The sequence below is a fragment of the Pustulibacterium marinum genome (assembly GCF_900116665.1).
Lineage (GTDB): Bacteria > Bacteroidota > Bacteroidia > Flavobacteriales > Flavobacteriaceae > Pustulibacterium > Pustulibacterium marinum.
This window is the reverse complement of record NZ_FPBK01000001.1, coordinates 467,541-485,691: the sequence shown is the minus strand read 5'-3', so window position 1 is coordinate 485,691 and position 18,151 is coordinate 467,541. Positions and strand designations below refer to the sequence as shown.

At 35.8% G+C, this 18,151-nt stretch carries 8 protein-coding genes; 7 read left to right on the top strand and 1 reads right to left on the bottom strand.

The window, feature by feature from the left end; genetic code table 11:
• Window positions 1-33: 33 nt before the first annotated feature.
• The 6 genes from BM383_RS02200 (at window position 34) to BM383_RS02175 (ending at window position 13,104) form a co-directional block, all read left to right on the top strand.
• A complete protein-coding gene (locus BM383_RS02200; protein WP_245766510.1) occupies window positions 34-3,345 on the top strand; it encodes a VCBS repeat-containing protein in 3,312 nt (1,103 codons plus the stop codon).
• Window position 3,346: 1 nt separating this feature from the next.
• Window positions 3,347-6,682 (top strand): VCBS repeat-containing protein, encoded by a 3,336-nt coding sequence (locus tag BM383_RS02195; RefSeq protein WP_093022397.1) that lies wholly within the window; start codon window positions 3,347-3,349, stop codon window positions 6,680-6,682.
• Complete coding sequence (locus BM383_RS02190) at window positions 6,675-9,929, top strand: VCBS repeat-containing protein (RefSeq protein WP_093022394.1); 3,255 nt, start codon at window positions 6,675-6,677, stop codon at window positions 9,927-9,929. Before BM383_RS02195 ends, BM383_RS02190 begins: the two co-directional genes overlap by 8 nt.
• Window positions 9,916-11,262: a vanadium-dependent haloperoxidase gene (locus BM383_RS02185; protein WP_093022391.1), complete on the top strand. Its 1,347-nt coding sequence runs from the start codon at window positions 9,916-9,918 to the stop codon at window positions 11,260-11,262. Before BM383_RS02190 ends, BM383_RS02185 begins: the two co-directional genes overlap by 14 nt.
• On the top strand, window positions 11,259-12,170 hold the full coding sequence (locus tag BM383_RS02180; protein WP_093022387.1) for a GyrI-like domain-containing protein: 912 nt from the start codon (window positions 11,259-11,261) through the stop codon (window positions 12,168-12,170). Before BM383_RS02185 ends, BM383_RS02180 begins: the two co-directional genes overlap by 4 nt.
• Before the next feature lie 79 nt (window positions 12,171-12,249).
• The gene (locus BM383_RS02175) at window positions 12,250-13,104 is read left to right on the top strand and encodes a hypothetical protein (RefSeq protein ID WP_093022384.1); all 855 of its coding nucleotides are present in this window, start codon (window positions 12,250-12,252) and stop codon (window positions 13,102-13,104) included.
• 53 nt (window positions 13,105-13,157) lie between these two features.
• Here the strand turns inward: BM383_RS02175 and BM383_RS02170 are convergent, their stop codons facing one another.
• Window positions 13,158-16,874 carry a metallophosphoesterase gene (locus BM383_RS02170; protein ID WP_093022380.1) on the bottom strand — a complete coding sequence of 1,239 codons (3,717 nt, stop codon included), beginning with the start codon at window positions 16,872-16,874 and terminating at the stop codon, window positions 13,158-13,160.
• A 51-nt stretch (window positions 16,875-16,925) separates the two neighbouring features.
• On the opposite strand from BM383_RS02170, the gene BM383_RS02165 reads away from it, so the two are divergent.
• Window positions 16,926-18,143, top strand: coding sequence for a Pycsar system effector family protein (locus BM383_RS02165; protein ID WP_093022377.1), 1,218 nt, complete (start codon window positions 16,926-16,928; stop codon window positions 18,141-18,143).
• Window positions 18,144-18,151: the final 8 nt, after the last annotated feature.

The following is an 18,151-nucleotide window of genomic DNA, read 5'->3' as shown; positions in this document are numbered from 1 at the left end:
ACAACTACCTGAAACATACTAAAATTAAAGAATTTGAACCGATTTACTCATAAAATAAAGCAGCATTCGCTTGTTTTCTTAGGGTTGATGCTTGTGTTAATTTCTTGTGGAAAGAAAGAAAATAAGCGTTTTGCTTTTTTGGAGGCAAACGATACGCATATTACATTTTCCAATACGCTAAGCGATACTCCAGATTGGAATATTCTTCGCTATTTGTATTACTACAATGGCGGCGGCGTGGCTACTGCAGATTTTAATAACGATGGTTTACAGGATATTTATTTCACAGGAAACCAAGTTGCAGATCAATTATATCTGAATAAAGGGAATTTTCAGTTTGAAGAAATCACGGCACAAGCAAACATAGAAAATACAACCAATTGGACAACCGGAGTTACTGTTGTTGACATTAACAACGATGGTTTACTTGATATTTACGTTTGTAAAATTGGAAATTATCGCGGTGTTCACGGCAAAAATTTATTGTTTGTTAATCAAGGAGTCCAAAACGGAATTCCAACTTTTAAAGAAGCTGCCGCAGCGTATCAATTAGATTTTTCCGGGTTTTCTACACAAGCTATTTTCTTTGATTATGATGTAGACGGTGATTTAGATTGCTTTCTGCTGAATCATTCTGTACACCCAAATAGCAGTTACGGAAATGGTAAAAAGAGAAAAACGATTGATGCCGATTCAGGCGATAAACTATTAAGAAATGATCAAGGAAAGTTTACAGATGTTTCTTCCGAGGCCGGAATTTATCAGGGGGAAATTGGTTACGGGCTCGGAATATCTGTAAGCGATATTAACAACGATGGCTATCCAGATATCTACATCGGTAATGATTTTTTTGAAAATGATTACCTCTATATCAACAATCAAAATGGCACTTTTTCGGAAGTGATTTCGCAACAGCCGGAAATGCTAGGCCATACGTCTCATTACTCAATGGGGAACACGTTAACGGATATTAATAATGACGGAAACACCGATATCATTTCACTAGACATGCTTCCGGAAGACTTAAAAACCTACAAAACCTCAGGTTTAGAATTCGGCTTTCAAACCTATAACTATTATCTGAAAAACGGCTACGCTCCGCAATTCATGCAAAATACGTTACACGTGAATAACGGAAACCAAACGTTTAGTGAAACCGGCTATGCTTCCGGAATTGCTGCAACCGAATGGTCTTGGGGAACTTTAGCGGCTGATTTTGATAATGATGGATTTAAAGATTTATACATTTCAAACGGAATCAAAGGTGCTACCAACGATATGGATTTTGTAAGTTTCATTGCCAACGATCAAATCCAAAAGCGCATCAATCAAGGAATGACAGAAAAAGACATGGCTTTTATCCAGGAAATGCCTGAAAAGAAAGTGCCAAATTACTTTTTCAAAAACAACGGAAATCAACAGTTTTCAGATAGTACAGAAACTTGGTTTCAAAAAATCCCGTCTTTTAGTAATGGTGCTGTTTACACAGATCTTGACAATGATGGTGATTTAGATCTTGTGGTAAACAACATCAATGACCAAGCATTCATACTTGAAAATAGAAGTGAAACATTTGAACAAAATAATTATCTATCCATCCAATTTAAAGGTCCAAAAACAAACACTTTTGGCATTGGCGCCAAAGTAAATCTTTACGTTAAAGATCAAATAATTACGGAAGAAAACTTCGTTTCTAAAGGATATTTATCGGCCGTAGCTCCACAGTTACACGTTGGTTTGGGTAATTCTACCACCATTGATTCTTTAGAGGTAATTTGGCCTGGCGGAAAATCGGAAGTACTAAAAAATATCAAAACAAATACAACGTTGTCGATTCAATACAAAGATGCTTCAGATTCGTTTCAAAAGGAAAAGAAAAAAGTGAGCTTGTTGGTAAATAGCCAAACTCAAATTCCGTTTGTGCATAACGATGCCATGAGTATTGAATTTAATCGTAATCCATTAATTCCTTTTGCAAGCACCAACGAAGGTCCAGACATTTGCGTAGGCGATATTAATAACGACGGTTTGGAAGATGTTTTCATTACCGGAGCTAAACGACAAGCCTCTGCCCTATTCTTTCAGAATGCTGATGGCAGTTTCCAGCAAACGGCAGAAAACCTTTTCAAAACTGATGAAATAGCAGAAGATGTCTCAGCTATTTTCTCTGATGTAGACAACGATAACGATTTAGATTTAATCGTAGTTTCTGCCGGAAATGAATTCAAAAAAGGAACTGCGCTACAGCCAAGATTGTACCTCAACGAAAAAGGAATTTTCACAAAATTAACTTCCTTTATAAATCTTGAGATCAATGCATCAAAAGTAATCGCAAAAGACATTACAGGAAATGGTTTTGAAGATATCATTATAACCTCAAGCGTTCAACCTTGGGAATTCGGGATTACTCCAAAACAATACATTTTTGAAAATCAGGGAAACCTTCATTTCAAAGAAACTACAGATCAAATTGCGAAAGGATTCAAAGAAATTGGTTGTGTAGAGTCGGTGACTTTCACTGACGTAAATGGCGATCATCAAGAAGACATGTTGGTCATTGGAAAATGGATGGCACCAAAAGTTTTCATTCAAAACAACCATCAGTTTACGATGCAAAAATCAAATGGTTTAGAGAATGAATTTGGTTGGTGGAATACTATAAAAGCTGCAGATTTTGACAATGATGGTGATATCGATTTTGTTGCAGGAAACTGGGGATTCAACACAAGATTAACGGCAGGAGAGCATAATCCAATTCAATTATACAGCTACGATTTTGACCATAATGGAAAACCAGAACCATTGGTTTCTTACTTCTACAAAGGCGAAGAAACACCGTTTGCTTCTAAAGATGAATTGGTAAAACAAATGCCTTTTCTCAACAAGAAATATTTGTCGTATAAAACATTTGCCAACACCAGTTTTGAATCGATTTTCGGAAAGGAAAACCTAGAAAAAGCCTATCACAAAAAGGTGACAGAATTAGGAAGTTGCTATTTCGAAAACCTCGGACATGGGAAGTTTCAAAAGCATTTACTTCCGTTCGAAGCTCAAATTTCATCCGTAAATGCAATTGATGTAGACGACTATAACAATGATGGATTACCGGATCTTCTTTTAGCCGGAAATAATTATGAGATCAGTACACAACTTGGCCGACTAGATGCTTCGCACGGAGTTTTACTACTCAATCAAGGAGACGGAACTTTTAAAACACAAAAAAACACAAGCTTTGATATTAGTGGCCCAGCCAGAAATATCAAAACTCTTAAAAACAATACTCAAACCCTCAAATTGATTACTACCAATAATGGAAAAATAGTGATCCTGAACAAACTGAAATAGTATGATGAAAAAATATCTTATTTATAGTTTTATCATCATTGCGTTTTCGCAATGCGCAAAAGACCAATCTGAAACCTCCTCAGAAACGGCTCCAAAAAACACGTTATTCACCAAACTGAATAACGATGAAATAGGCATTGATTTCACCAATACCATCGAAAATCAAAAAGATTTTAATGTATTTCTGTACCGAAATTTTTACAATGGCGGTGGCGTTTCTATTGGCGATATTAATAACGATGGTTTGCCAGATGTGTATGTAACAGCCAATTTTGGCAAAAACAAACTGTACCTAAACAAAGGCAATTTTCAGTTTGAAGACATTACTGAAAAAGCCAATGTAGCCGGTAACAAATCGTGGTCTACCGGAGTAGTTATGGTAGATTTAAACAACGACGGTTTGCTTGATATTTATGTGTGTAACGCAGGAAATAACAAGGGCGAAGATCAAAAAAACGAACTGTTTATCAACAACGGCGACCTCACTTTTACAGAAGCTGCCGAAAAATATAACCTTGCCGAAAGCGGTATTACTACACATGCTGCATTTTTTGATTATGACAACGATGGTGATTTAGATGTTTACATTTTAAACAACAGTTTTATTCCAGTAAGTAGCTTAAACTACTCCAACAAACGCGAATTACGTGACGAGAATTGGGATGTTCCTGAAATTTTAAAAGGTGGTGGCGATAAATTATTACGAAACGATAACGGAGTGTTTACCGATGTTTCAGAGTCTGCTGGAATTTTTGGGAGTTTGATTGGTTTTGGTTTGGGCGTAACCATTGGCGATGTTAATGGCGATATGTACCCAGATATTTATGTATCAAACGACTTTTATGAGCGTGATTATTTGTACATCAACAACCAAAACGGAACCTTTTCTGAACAGATTGAAAACTATACCGAGCACATTAGTCAGTCTTCTATGGGGGCAGATATGGCCGATATTAATAACGATGGAAAACCCGATATTTTTGTAACCGATATGCTTCCTGAAGATGATAATCGTTTAAAAAACACCACCAATTTTGAAGGCTACGATGTGTATCAGCGTAAACAAAAACTAGATTTCTACCATCAATTCATGCAAAATACGTTGCAACTAAATATGGGTAACAATCAGTTTTCAGAAATTGCCAACTTTGCTGGAGTTTCTAAAACCGATTGGAGTTGGGGCGCACTTCTTTTTGACATGGATAACGATGGCTACAAAGATATTTATGTGTGTAACGGTATTTATCACGATTTAACCAATCAAGATTTCATCGACTTTTTTGCAAACGATGTGTACCAACGTATGGTGGTTACTGGCAAAAAAGAAGACATGAAAACGATTATTGATAAAATGCCTTCTACTCCGGTTCCAAACTATGCGTTTCAAAACAAAAGCAATTTATCGTTTAGCAATCAAACCAAAGATTGGGGCCTAGATATTCCTAGTTTTTCCAACGGTGCTGCTTATGGCGATTTAGATGGTGATGGCGATTTAGATTTGATTGTGAACAACGTAAACCAACCTTTATTTGTGTTCAAAAACAATAGTCAGGAGACTAAAAATCCTAATTATTTAAAAGTGAAATTGAAGGGTGATGCGCAAAATACATTTGCTGTGGGTAGCATTGTAGAGTTGTATTCGGGTAAAGAAATTATTCGTCAAGAATTGATTCCTACTCGTGGTTTTCAATCGTCTATAGAATATACTATGACCTTTGGTTTGGGCAATAAAAAAGTAGATTCGTTACAAATTATTTGGCCAAATCATCAGCTTACCAAAGCGCACGGTATTCAGCTAAATCAAACCCTAGAATTCTCTATCAAAGAAGCAACAGGTACTTTTAATGCTCCAGTAGTTCGTACCAAAACATTGCTTACCGAAGTCAATTCAAAATTAGAAGCCCATCAAGAAAATCATCATGTAGATTTTGATTATGAAGGATTAATTTCAAAAATGCTTTCTAAGGAAGGTCCAACCATGGCGGTTACAGATATCAACGGAGATGGTCATGAAGATTTATTCATTGGCGGAGCAAAAAATCAACCTGCACAAATGTATATCAATAAAGGCAATACCAATTTTAAACCTGTTAAAACGCAAGCTTTTAAAAACGATGCCTATTTAGAAGATACTGCTGCTGCATTTTTTGATGCTAATGGCGATGGTCATGTAGATCTTTTGGTGGCTTCTGGCGGAAATGAATTGTACGAAAAAGATAAATACACCAACCGTTTATATATCAACGATGGGAAAGGAAACTTCAGCAAATCAACCACTGAATTACCAACACATCACACCAATGTTTCGGTAGTGGCTCCATATGATTTTGATAACGATGGTGATGTAGATGTATTTATTGGTAGTCGTAGCGTTCCTGCGGTATACGGCATCAATCCACAGCATTTGTTCTTAGAAAATCAAGGAGACGGAACCTTTAAAGATGTAACCGAAAGCAAAGCTTTTGATGTAAAAGATGTAGGAATGATTACCGATGTAACTTGGACCGATATTGATGGTAACGGTAAGAAAGATTTAGTTTTGGTAGGCGATTGGATGACTCCTGTAATTTTGAAAAATAACGGACGAAGATTAAGCAAATTAACATCAAACTTAGACCAATACAGTGGTTGGTACAATACCATTTTAGCAACCGATGTAAACAACGATGGTAAAGAAGATTTGGTACTTGGAAATGCGGGGTTAAACACTGCTTACAAAACTACTCAAAAAGCTCCAAACAAACTTTTTGTAAACGATTTTGACAATAACGGAACCATTGAGCAAATTGCCACAAGAACTATTGATGGTAAAGACATGCCTATTAATTTAAAGCAAGAATTAACCAAGCAATTATCATCTTTAAAAAAGAAAAACTTGAAGTATTCAGACTTTGCAACAAAGTCGATTCAAGAATTATTTTCAGAAGAAGTGATGAAAAATTCCTTAGTAAAAACAGCTACAAATGGCAATAGTATTGTAGCTATCAACCAAGGAAACGGACAATTTAAAATTCAAGTTTTACCAACACAAGTACAATTTTCTTGTGTGTGCGACATTACTGCGACCGATGTAAATGGCGATGGTATAAATGATTTGATTATGGCAGGAAATCAGTTTGGTTTCAAACCGCAATTCTCTCGTTTAGATGCTGGCTTTGGTAGCGTTTTATTAGGTGACAATCAAGGTAATTTTGAATGGCAACCTTACACCTCTTCCGGATTCTTTGTGAAAGGTGAAGTCAAAAAAGTGATGGAGCTAAAAGATAGAAACGGTAAACGTTATGTGGTAACCGCTATAAATAATCAACAACCAAAAGTTTTCCAAATCAATGAATAAGTACAGTTTATATACCATTCTATCGGTGCTTTTGGTGGCGTGTTCACAACAAGAACCGAGACTTTTTGAAGAGCTTCCTTCAGAAAAAACAAATATCGATTTTGTAAATCATCTTACCGAATCGGATAATTTAAACATTTTAGATTACCTCTATTTCTACAATGGTGGCGGTGTTGCTGTGGGCGATATTAATAATGACGGTTTGCCAGATGTGTATTTTACATCAAACCAAGAAAGCAACAAATTGTACCTAAACAAAGGCAATAACGTTTTTGAAGATATTACCGAAAAAGCGGGTGTTGCCGGAAAAAGTGATTGGAATACCGGCGTAACCATGGCCGATGTAAATGCCGATGGTTTCCTAGATATTTACGTTTGTGCTGTGGTAGGCATTAATGGTTTTGATGGCTATAACGAATTATTTATCAACAACGGTGATGGCACATTTACCGAAAAAGCTGCCGAATTCGGTTTAGATTTAGACAATTATAGCTCAAACGCTGCTTTTTTTGATTTTGATCTTGATGGCGATTTGGATATGTATTTATTGAATCACGCTACACATTCTGAAGATTCTTTTGGAAAAGCAGATTTACGTAACCGACGCAGTTATGAAAGTGGCGATAAACTCTTTAGGAATGACAACGGAAAATTTGTAGACATCTCTGAAACAGCTGGGATTTACGGTGGAGCAAATGGTTACGGTTTAGGGTTGGCAATTGCCGATTTCAACCTAGATGGCTACCCAGATATTTATGTGGGGAACGATTTTCACGAAGACGATTATTATTATTTGAATAACGGTGACGGCACATTTACCGAAAGTTTGAAAAGCTTTTTTGGGCACACTTCTCGGTTTTCTATGGGAAACGACGTGGCGGATATCAATCATGATGGTTTTCCAGATATTATTTCGTTAGACATGCTTCCTGAAGATGAAACTGTTTTGAAATCTTCTGCCGGAGATGATAATGTACAAATGCTGAAAATGCGTACCGAAAAATTGGGCTATCATTATCAGTATACCCGAAATATGTTGCACATCAATCAGCAAGGAAATTACTATACAGAAACGGCATTGTTAAGCGGCGTTGCAGCAACCGATTGGAGTTGGTCGGCATTGTTTAGTGATTACGATCAGGATGGAGAACAAGATTTGTTCATTTCTAACGGAATTGCCAAAAGACCCAACGATTTAGATTATGTGAAATACATTTCAGACGATCAAATTAGAAACAAGCTGCACACCACAAAATTGGTAGACAACAAGGCTTTGCAATTAATGCCGCGTGGCAATGTGCACAATTATATTTTTAAAGGTGGAAAAGACATTACGTTTGAAGATGAATGTGGCAAATGGATTTCAAAAGATACCGTAATTTCTAGCGGAAGTGCTTTGGCAGATTTTGATAATGATGGCGATGTAGACATCATTACAAACAATTTAGACCATCCGGCAACATTGTACAGCAATCAAATCAATGAAAAAGCAACCTTTTTAAAATTCACATTTGAATATACGCAGAAGAACAAATTCGGAATTGGAACAAAAGTGATTGCCTACGCAAAAGGGCAAAAGCAATTGAAGGAATTGTTTACCACACGTGGTTTTCAGTCTAGCTCACAGGCTATGGTACATTTCGGTTTTGGAGATGTAAAAACGATAGATTCTGTGTTAGTGATTTGGCCAAATAGAACCTTTCAAAAGTTAACGAATGTTGCTACCAATCAGCAATTAAAAATTACGTATAAAGACGGAAATTCAACTTTTGATTATGCTCGTTTGCAACCTAAAAACAAAAAATTATTCAAAGTAGTAGAAGGTAATTTAGGAATCGATTTTGTACATAAAGAAAACAATTTTGTCGATTTCAACAGACAAAAATTGATTCCATATCAAATTTCCGATCGCGGACCAGCAACCGCTGTTGGCGATATTGACAACGATGGAAAAGATGATATTTTCTTTGGAAATGCACGTGGCGAAGCAGCTGCTGTATATTTGCAGAAAGACACTGCCTTTGTAAAGCAAACTTTTGCTAGCCTAGAAAAGGAAACAACTCAAGAAGATGTTGCTGCAGTGATTGGCAATTTTTCAGATAACAAAAATCAATTGATTGTAGGTTCTGGCGGAGGAGAATTCTATGGGAATTCTGATTTCCTTTTGGACCGCGTATTTGAAATGCAAGGTGACTCATTAACCAAACTGGCATTTCCAGATATCAAAGAAAATACTTCTGTGATCAAAACAGCCGATATTGATAACGACGGAGATTTAGATCTATTTGTTGCCAGCAATGCTGTAGCTATGGATTTTGGTGCTATTCCTGAAGCAAATATTGTGATGAATATCAACGGCGAATTTAGAGTACAAAAAAATGATGACATTCATCGCGTAGGAATGGTAACTGATGCTGTTTTTACCGATATTGACGGTGATGGTTTTCAAGACCTCATTGTTGTGGGCGAATGGATGCAACCTACCATTTTTAAGAATGAAAAAGGAGTTTTCAAAAATGTAACAACGCAATACATCCAACAAAACTTAAACGGACTTTGGCAAGCCATCATTCCGTTTGATATTGATGATGATGGTGATGAAGATTTTATTTTAGGAAACTGGGGAAACAATAGCAAATTTAAAGCGTCTGCAAATCACCCAATGCGCATGTATTATGCAGATTTTGACAATAATAAATATACCGAAACTATTGTAGCTTGTGAAAAGGATGGCGAATATTACACGTTGATGGGCTTAGATGAACTTTCGGGACAAATGGTTTCCTTAACCCGTAAAAAGTTTACTAATTACAAAGATTTTGCAGGAAAACCTATTGATCAAATTTTTGACGAAGCCACATTGAGCAAAGCAAAAATATTAGAAGTTCATACGTTAGAATCCGGCTATTTAGAAAACAAAAACGGTACGTTTGAATTTGTTCCGTTTGATGCTAAAATGCAAGTGGCTCCTATCACCACGTTTGTAAAACATGATTTTACAGCAGATGGAAAAATGGATGTATTAGCTGCTGGAAATTATTTTGGTGTTACGCCTTATCACAGTAAATACGACGGGTTTTCGGGAGCTATTATTCAGCAGAACAAAACCACTCAATTGGCTTCTGATTTTGGATTAAATCTATCGCAAAAACAAGTAAAACAACTCAATATCATTCAACTAAATCATAAGAATTATTTGTTAGTTACTATTAACAATCAAAAAGCAATCGTTTATGAAATTCAATAAAATAGCTTTCGCAATAATTGGAGCTGTGACCATTTCAGCTTGCAGCACTGAACCAAAAACATACAGTTCTATAGAAATCACTTCTGAAGATTATCACAAATCGGTTGATAAAGTGACCGAGGTAATGATTCACGATATTTTTTCGCCACCACAAGCGAGTAGAATTTATGCGTATCCAAATATTGCCGCCTATGAGATTATGGCTTCAGAAGATTCCAACTATAATTCACTGGCAGGAACTATTCATGGTTTAACAGCCATTCCAAAACCAGCAGATAGTTTGGCGCATGTAAACACAAAATTGGCTGCATTGATCGCCCATATAGACGTGAGCAAACAATTGGTTTTTTCCGAAGCTTGGATCGAAGAGTTTCGCGATAGTTTGTACCACAAATGGGATAGTATAAATCCAATGGAGTTTAACGACTCCAAAGCATATGGTTTGGAAGTTGCAAACCATATTAAAAATTGGTACGATTCTGACAACTATAAGCAAACGCGTACCATGCCAAAATTTACGGTAGAAGCCGACAATCCTGGAAGATGGCAACCTACTCCACCTGCGTATATGGACGGAATAGAACCACACTGGATGAAAATAAGAACTTTGGTAATGGATTCCTGTTCTCAATTTAAACCCGCTCCACACCCAGAATTTTCTATGGATAAAGGTTCTAAATTTCATACTGAATTAATGGAAGTATACAACGTAAGAAACAAAATGGATGAAACCGGTGATGAATCAGACGAAGTACAAATTGCACAATTTTGGGATTGTAACCCATACGTTTCCGTAACACAAGGACATTTGATGTTCGCAAAAAAGAAAATTACACCAGGCGCACATTGGATTGGGATTACTAAAATTGCTTTACGAAAAGACAATGCTGATTTTGATAAAACTGTTTTTGCCTACACAAAAACTTCCGTTGGTATTTTTGAAGGCTTCATTAGCTGTTGGGATGAAAAATATAGAAGTAATCTCATTCGTCCTGAAACGTTAATCAACCAATATGTAGATGAAGATTGGAAACCTATTTTACAAACACCTCCTTTCCCGGAATACACGAGTGGACATTCGGTAGTTTCTGGTGCAGCAGCTACTATTCTAACCAGCATTTTCGGAGATGATTTTACGTTTGATGACGATACCGAAACGGTTTATGGTTTACCAATTCGAAAATTTGTATCGTTTAACAAAGCAGCGGAAGAAGCCGCTATTAGTAGAATGTATGGAGGAATTCACTATAGAGCTGCCATAGAAAACGGACTTATACAAGGGAAAAATGTAGGAAACTTTATTGTTAATAAATTAGAAATGAGAAATCTATGAAAAACAAGGTTTTAAGTTTATTTTTTTTCATATTTGTCGCATTGATACTCTGGTATTTATTTCTCAAAAAGTATGATTATCAAATCAATTTTGTAGCAAATACATCTCCGGGAACCATTTATCAAGGTGTCATAGACTATAACGAAAGTTTGGCCAATACAAATAGTCAAACATTTCAAATAAAGAGTAAAATCCCATATCAAACCATTGAAGAGGAACATGTAATTGATGGTATTACCTATGAATATCTTTGGAAAATTCAAGGAACATCCGACAGTACTTCTTCTGTAAAAGTATTTATTAAAGAACATGGCAATAGCGTTTTTAACCGTTTGTCTGCTCCTTTTATTACTACTGATTTTAAAAAGAAGCAGCTGGAGAGATTGGTTGAATTCAAAAAAGAACTGAAAAAGCATCTTGAGGAGTTCAATGTAGAAGTTGATGGCGAAGCAATGTCCGACGAAGCTTTTGTTGCATACATTCCATTAGAGAGTACTATGCAGCAGAAAGGCCAAACCATGATTATGAATAACAGCAAAGTAACGCTGTTTCTTACCGAAAACGGAATCGAAATTAAAGACAAACCGTTTCTGGAAATTACCCATTGGGATCAAGACCGGGAAAAACTAAACTATAATTTTTGTTTTCCTATTGATAAAAATGATTCCTTACCGGAGCATGATGTGATCAAATACAAAAAGCTATCAGCAAAAAAATGCTTAAAAGCCACGTATCATGGAAATTACAGAACATCTGACAGAGCTTGGTTTGCTTTGTACGATCACGCCAAGAGAAATCAAATTCCGGTACACTTAACACCTACCGAACATTTTTTCAATAATCCACATTTTGGTGGTAATGAGCTGGAATGGAAGGCTGAAGTGTTTTTACCTATCAAGGAACAATAAGAAAACTTTAACGCATCGTATTTTGAAATCCGGCCATGATGGTCGGATTTTTGTCTTATAATAGAAAAAAATCGATACTATGAAGTTCTTACAAACCCTACTGTTTTCAGTTTTATTAACCACAAGTTGTTCCAATTACGGACAGCTAAAACCCGTAGCAGAACTCCCAAAAGACCTTAAAGAAAACTCTGGGATGGTGATGCTTTCTAAAAAATCTATTTGGTTTATAGAAGATAGTGGAAATGAAAATGAAATTTATCAAGTGGATTTTGATGGAAAAATCATGAACACAATTGAAATTGAAAATGCCAAAAATGAAGATTGGGAAGAGCTTGCCAAAGATGACGATGACAATGTGTTTATTGGTGATTTTGGTAACAATAAAAATGAACGAAAAGATCTTACGATTTACATAATTCCTAATCCAGAGAAACTGGATGATGATAAAGTAAAGGCGGAAAAAATCACTTTTAACTATCCTGAACAGGAACATTTTCCTTCTAAAAAGAAAAATAGAATTTACGATAGCGAGGCATTCTTTTATTTGGATGGGAACTTGTATATTTTCACCAAGGATAGAAGCGAGCCTTATTCGGGTGTTTGTTCGTTATATAAAATCCCAGCAAAACCAGGTGATTACGAAGCCAAATTGATAGACACTTTCCATTTTGGAGATACCTTTGATACTGGTAGTATTACATCGGCTACGATTTCTACCAATCATAAAAAAGTTGTGCTATTAACGCATGAAATGATTTATATTTTAGAAGATTTTGAGGATGATGACTTCTTCACAGGAAAATTGACCAAACTGAATATGGAACATGTTTCGCAGAAAGAATCAGTTTGCTTTAAAAACAAAAACACATTACTCATAAGTGACGAAGCTGAAAAACACAGCAAACCAATGCTGTATGAGATGAAATTGAACTAAAGAAAAAAATCCCTCCAAACTAGGAGGGATTTTTTTGATATTATCTTCTACAATTAAAATTTGAATCCAAATGCGAATGTGAATCGCAAGCCATCATCTGAATGGAAAAGCATTAAATCTGTGTTCAAGGCATCTAATAGATTTACCCACATTCCACCTCCATAAGAATTTTGCCATTTATCTCCACTAAGATCATTTTCTACCCAAACTCTACCAACATCAAACCCAGCAAGCACTCCTAGTTTCAATGGTAAGAAACGTGTTCTTACTTCACCAAGATCATAACGCAAATCTTCATTGAACACTAAGCTATTTTTACCAGTAAAACGCTCGGTTCTAAAACCTCTTAAACCAGTATCACTACCTAAATTGGCTGCTTGATAAAATTCGAAATCATCACCAAAAATTAAATGTGTAGCTACGGCAGAACGCAATACCAATCGTTTGTTTCTAGAGATCGCATTGAAAAATTCAACATTCGATTTTAAGTATCCAAAGTTTCTTCCAAGATCATTTGTATTAGCCGTAAAACCAGGCGTTAAGTTAAATACCATTCCACGACCGGGAATTAATTTGTTATCATAACTTTCAAAAGAATAGTTGGCTTCTAATGTAGTAAAATACTGCCAGTTGAAGAAATCTTCGGAAGCATCATAGTTATCAATAAATCTTCCGGCAGTTTTATCAACTTCGGCTGCATTGAATTTTGCTTTTACCTGAAAATTACTACCATAATTTGATCTTCTAATCAAACCTACATAGCCTTCTAATTGTCTAATTTTAACTCTATTGTAATCAAAATCTAGATCGTCATCATTATTAGGCGTATCACTACCATAACCAAAGAAGTTTTGAGCAAAATTTGGACCTGTCATGTGCGCTCCAAAAATGAAATTTACTTTGTTAGCTATGTTGGCTATTTCACCATTGTATAAAATTTGGTAACCACTGGTAGCAAAAAAATATTGTACTGCCAAGGAGTGACGAGCAGTAAACGGATTGTTATCAAAACCATAGAACGTTTTTGTGAACTTTGCACCAAGACTTATTCCGTCATCCGGATTAAAACCAATGGATGGAAATGTAGCATTTGTGGTGTATTTATCTTTTTGATAATCGAAAATATTCAGTTCGTAATTGTTCGTAAGGTGTAAATTGGCACCTCCTTTTTTCTCTACAGTGATCTTTTTCGTTTTGAAATCATACAGCGCAACTTTCTTCCCATTTTCAACAGTATATTTATCGTTGTTTTGACCACCTACAATTCTAACTTTTATAGGATGTTTTCCTGTTCCCGTTATGTTGAATTCATCTTTATCGTCTAACCCATAGATCCAGATTTCTTTGGTCACATCTTTATTAAAGACTTTATCAACCATTTTTTTCTTTCGCTCGCCATCGATACTTCTATATACTTTAACAGTAGTTTCACCATTTCCAGAACGATCAATATCAAAAATATCATCCTTATCCGTTCCTTTTATAATGGCAATTGTGTTTACAATATCGGCATAACGACCAGCGATATCTACTAAATTTGCTCGACGAGCTTTCATTTTTTTAATAATAACTTCTGTAGAAGCATCTTCATAAATCTCTTTTGGTAAATGTTTGAAAGCCTCTTCAATAGCTTCATCTGTCATATTTTCTTGGATGAATTTGGCTTGATCTAACCAATCTTGCTTTGTGCTATTTTGCAACAAGATAACATCCATATGCATCGGTTCTTTATTAAACCACTCAAGATCATTTAGCTCACCTCCATATTTTTGCAGCATCTGTGCGTTGGTAACCATTGCTCTTGCAGCGCCCAATAAAGTTCCATCATAATTTGAAAAAACCTGATCACGATCTCTAGGAATTGGTCTATAAACGCTCGTACCGTCTTCGTTATCAAACTGAGACCAGCGCCACTGATCTTCGTGCCTGTCCCAATCGCCAATCAACATATCAAATAAACGAGCTTTGATATACGCTTCCTCATCTAAACTCCATTTTTCATCTTCCCTAAGATTTTCAAACATGGTATCGGTACTATCTAAATCATCTGGTGAACCAAAGGATTCCAAATTGGTATAAGCATCCATTGGACGCTCTTCAATCATATAAAGTTTGCCACCATAATTCTCATTGAAATCTCCCAAAGCACGCTGTTTTGGAATATAGTATAAATGTGGATTGGTATGATAAACCCCAACAGCATCTGAAAGTGTAGGAATTACAAAAGCTCCGTATGGATGCGCTGCGGTGTAGAAATCTTTCAATACTCGCTGTGGAAATGTATTTTCTAAATCGTCTTTTACATAAGTATCCTTAAAAGCAACAGCTTGTAAATATTGCGTAGCACTTTTCTCTAGAGCACGCATATTGTATTCCTTCCCTTCTTTGTCTCGCAAACGTAAGGTAACAGATTGGTGACCACCTCCTGCACGAACAACTTCTAAACCGCCATATAAAGTATCTAACTGAGCTACGTTTGCCGTAATAGGTTTACTATATACATGCCTGTAATGTTCTCCCCAAACATCCTCGTAAAATTCGGTTTTATCTGTATCTTCCAATGGGTAAACTGCCGCTTGTATGGTTTTTGGAAAAGACTTTGGTAATGAATCTACATTGTAAAAATCTTTATGAATGGGTTCATGAACTTGTGTTTGAAAAATTACCTTTGTATCATCATCCTCTGCAGAATAATAACGTACAAAAGAAGAGCCATCCTCAAAAATATCTAGTAGTGCAAAACCTTGTTTTCCATAAGTAAATTGAGCATGCTCTGTTATCTTGGTTGCCGAAGTTTTTGAACCAGATCCTGAAACAATCTCTGCGATGTAATCATCCTTTGTATACTGAAGGGAATGCTCATGACCCGAAACAAAAATGATTCTTTCAGGGTTTCTTGCTCTGGTAATGGTTAGTAATCTATCAGCCATTTCATTATAGCGTTGATTAATTCTATCCTGAATAGAAATTCCTCCCGATTTTCTAACCAATGTGATCAAACTTGCAATTCCTGGCATAGGAATACTGCTTTGAAATGGGAATAAATGTTTCTCCAATGCAAATTGTCCGCCGTGTGGGCCGTTTGTATAAAGCGGATGGTGCAATGCAAAAACAATTGTTTTTTCCTGACTATTCTTGATCATTGTTTCTACCTCTGTAAAAAACTTCTTTCTGGTCTTAATAGGGCATTTATCATTCATATTAGGATGTTGATCCCAATCTTCTAAAAACCATTGTGAGTCTACTATAATAAGGTGTACATTCTCAGAGATATCCATTTCTGATAGTCCGCAACCATTTTCAGGATAGAAAACTTGTTTGTCTTTGAACATATCATTCAGGTAGTCTTCCTGTCTTTCTAGTCCGTCCAAACCATGGTCGTACCAATCATGATTTCCTGGTATGACAACAATTTCACCTTCAAAATTTTTGAAAGGTTCTACTTGGATATCTAAACGATGTTCTGCCAATTTTCTTCCTTCATCTTTCTTCTTTGGCATTCCTGCAGGATATATATTATCCCCTAGAAAAATAACAGCGCTTTCTGCGGTGTTGGTATCTAGAACCTTCTGAGCAGCTTCCATACCCAACGTAGTATCATCCATTGGAGCATTTCCTGCATCACCAATTAAAAAAATTCGTTTTTCAACTTTCTTATGATAAGGATAAACTGTTACCTTATCTTTATCTAGATACTGTGCTTCATATGTTGCACAAGAGTTAAAAACTATTAAAATGAAGCCAAAAATGAGGTAACTTTTCTTTCCCATAAATATTTGAATGCAATTTTTTGTAATTTGGAATTAAAATTATTTCACCAGATGAACCAAACTTTACTAGCTAACATTGCTACTCACGTTACAGATCTATTAACCAATAAATTGGATAAAAACTACTTGTATCATAATCTTCGGCACACCCAGAGAGTAGTTAAAAGTACTAAAGAATTGGTGGAAAAATGTGAAATAAATGATAAAGAGAGTGAAAGATTAGTTATAGCGGCTTGGTTTCACGACACAGGTTATGCCACAGTTGGATCCAAAGATCATGAAAAAGAGAGTTGTGCAATTGCAAAAGCATTTTTATCTGAACATCAATATCCTGAAATTGATATAGAAGCGGTTTGCAAGCTTATTATGGCTACTAAATCTGGAGTAGAGCCCGAAACAACTTCTGATAAACTCATCATTGATGCCGATAATTCACATTTTGGTCATGACAGTTACATAGAGATTGCTGAGTTATTGCGAAAAGAACTTTTACTGGTAGATAGCAAAGAATTCACTATTGAAGAGTGGCGAGCAGAGAATTTACGCTTACTAAACAATAGTCATAGATTTTATACAGCATGTGCTCGTGAACTTTGGCAAGAACAAAAGGATGAAAATGTCCGTTCACTCATCAAAAAAGAGAAAAAGGCCAAAAAGCGTGCTAAAAAGGAGCAATTAAAAGTTCAATATAAAAACGAAAGCCCGGAAAGAGGTGTACAAACTATGTTCCGTGTTGCTCTAAAGAATCATATGGAACTAAGCGCAATTGCCGATTCAAAAGCAAATATTCTACTATCGGTCAATGCTATAATTATTTCATTGGCACTGTCCAGTATTTTTCCTAAGCTAGATAATCCATACAATAGATACTTGGTAATTCCTACTGGAATTTTCATATTGTTTAGCGTTATCTCTATGATACTTTCTGTTTTAGCAACTAGACCCAATGTAACTCAAGGAGAATTTACTAAGGAAGATGTTACCAATAAAAAAGTAAATCTACTCTTCTTCGGAAATTTTCATCAAATGAAGTTAGAACATTATGAATGGGCTGTTGGAGAATTGGTAAAAGACAAAGATTATTTATACACAAGCTTAACCAGAGACTTATATTACCTTGGATTGGTGCTTCACAAAAAATATAAAATTCTGAGGTTAACTTACACCATTTTTATTATCGGAATTGTCATCTCTGTTATAGCCTTTGGAATTGCTTATAACCTTTATGGTAATATTAGACAAATATCAGATTTAACAAGCCAGATGTAAACTGGCTT

Excerpts from the sequence above, each read along its gene's own strand:
- BM383_RS02195 (WP_093022397.1), top strand. The coding sequence starts at position 3,347 with ATGATGAAAAAATATCTTATTTATAGTTTTATCATCATTGCGTTTTCG.
- BM383_RS02190 (WP_093022394.1), top strand. The coding sequence starts at position 6,675 with ATGAATAAGTACAGTTTATATACCATTCTATCGGTGCTTTTGGTGGCG.
- BM383_RS02185 (WP_093022391.1), top strand. The coding sequence starts at position 9,916 with ATGAAATTCAATAAAATAGCTTTCGCAATAATTGGAGCTGTGACCATT.
- BM383_RS02180 (WP_093022387.1), top strand. The coding sequence starts at position 11,259 with ATGAAAAACAAGGTTTTAAGTTTATTTTTTTTCATATTTGTCGCATTG.
- BM383_RS02175 (WP_093022384.1), top strand. The coding sequence starts at position 12,250 with ATGAAGTTCTTACAAACCCTACTGTTTTCAGTTTTATTAACCACAAGT.
- BM383_RS02170 (WP_093022380.1), bottom strand. The coding sequence starts at position 16,874 with ATGGGAAAGAAAAGTTACCTCATTTTTGGCTTCATTTTAATAGTTTTT.
- BM383_RS02165 (WP_093022377.1), top strand. The coding sequence starts at position 16,926 with ATGAACCAAACTTTACTAGCTAACATTGCTACTCACGTTACAGATCTA.